The organism is Marinitenerispora sediminis (assembly GCF_003336425.1).
GTDB classification, from domain to species: domain Bacteria; phylum Actinomycetota; class Actinomycetes; order Streptosporangiales; family Streptosporangiaceae; genus Marinitenerispora; species Marinitenerispora sediminis.
The window spans coordinates 1-1,551 of record NZ_QEIO01000302.1 but is presented as its reverse complement, the minus strand read 5'-3'; the positions used below and the strand labels follow the sequence as shown (position 1 = coordinate 1,551).

Below are 1,551 nucleotides of genomic sequence, written 5' to 3'. Positions count from 1 at the left end.
GGCGCGGGAGGGGGAGGCGCCCGCCCGCCGGGACGGCGTCGTCGCGGCCCCGCGGCGACCACCGCGGGGCGCGGCGCGCCTAGTACGGCGTCAGCGTCACCGTGAAGGACGCGGGCGCGTGGTCCTGGATGTAGGAGGCGAACTCGGCCACGTCGTCGAACGCGAAGCCGTAGGCGCGGCCGTCCACGGTGTGGTCGTGGAACACCTTGGCGTAGGTGTTGGTCACCTCCGCGCGGTAGAACGTCGCGGGGTCGGTCGTGGGCTGGGCGCTCGACTCCACGAGCGTGGAGCGGTTGAACGCGGCGCCCAGGATGGCGGCGACCGGGCCGGTCACACCGTCGTTGGGGGCGGCGAGGGCGCCGTCGCAGAAGAGGACGTCGCGGGTGGAGGGCTTGGCGATCGGGGCCACTCCGCCGTCGAAGGCGAGCCGCCCGGAGCCGTCGACCCGCCCGGTGAAGGTGCCGGCGTTGGTGGTGACCCGCAGGTCGGTCCCCGTGTAGCGGGACCACGCCTGGTCGATGTAGGGGGCGTAGTAGTCGGCGGGGAACAGACCGGCGTCGAGGCCGTGCCCGGGGGCGATGACGCGGCGGCCGTCGGCGACGATGAGCGAGGAGAACACCGGGTCCGCGGCGATGGCGTCGAAGATGGCGGCCCGGCCGCCGTCCACGAGCGTGCCCGTGGTCTGGTCGCGCTCCCCGTTCAGCTCGATGGCGAGGGGGACGCTGAACTGGTCGACCATGGTGGTGTTGCAGAACATCCCGGACTCGTTGTGCGTGAACTCCACGGTGTCGTGGAGCACGTTGTAGTTCGGGTCGCTGCTCACCCAGCCGGCCGGGTACTGCAGAGCGGGCCGCCCGTCACCGCCGGCGACCACCCGGAACCGCAGCTTGTCCTCCAGGGCGACGTAGATCCGGCCGGACATGAACGGAAGGGTGAGGTCGGCGGCCTCGGAGAGGGGGATGGCGTAGTCGGTGTAGCCGCCGTCGACGTTGTCGGACTCCCGCACGGCGGTGAGGACACCGTCCCTGGTGACGTAGGACTGCTCACCGGTCGCCAGGTTCGTGCCGACGATGTAGAGCCGCACCGCGCTGTCGGGGAACCGGCCGCTGCGGTTCACCACGGTGAGGGGCAGCGCACCGGCCGATGCCTGGGCGCTCGCCAGCGCGGCGCCGCCCGGCGCGGCGCACCCGGCGCTGCCGAGCAGGGGGATGCCGAGGGCGGCGACGGACGCACTGCCCAGCAGTGATCTCCGGCTGATCATGTGGCTTCTCCTTCGAGCGGGGGAAGGTGCGGACCAATCTGGCGACTCCGCGTGACCGCGTCAATGCGTGAATACGTGGCTACGCATTTGGGTTCATGTTGTTCCTGGTAGCGCAGTTGCACAGTGATTCAGATCACAGTTTCACGCCGGGAGCGCGCCCACGGCCCTCCGCCCGGTTCACCGCACCGCTGCCGGCAGCGCCCTCCGATGCCGCTCGTCCAGCACAAACCGCAGGTCAGCACGGTTGGCCATACCTCGAAAGGCCCGCCTCCCGCACCCCGCACGCCCGC

The 1,551-nt window shown here is 71.4% G+C and carries 1 protein-coding gene; it reads right to left on the bottom strand.

Features of this window, described 5'->3' with window-relative positions:
- Positions 1 to 79 precede the first annotated feature (79 nt).
- Positions 80 to 1,261: a beta-1,3-glucanase family protein gene (locus DEF28_RS26450; protein WP_114400918.1), complete on the bottom strand. Its 1,182-nt coding sequence runs from the start codon at positions 1,259 to 1,261 to the stop codon at positions 80 to 82.
- Positions 1,262 to 1,551 lie beyond the last annotated feature (290 nt).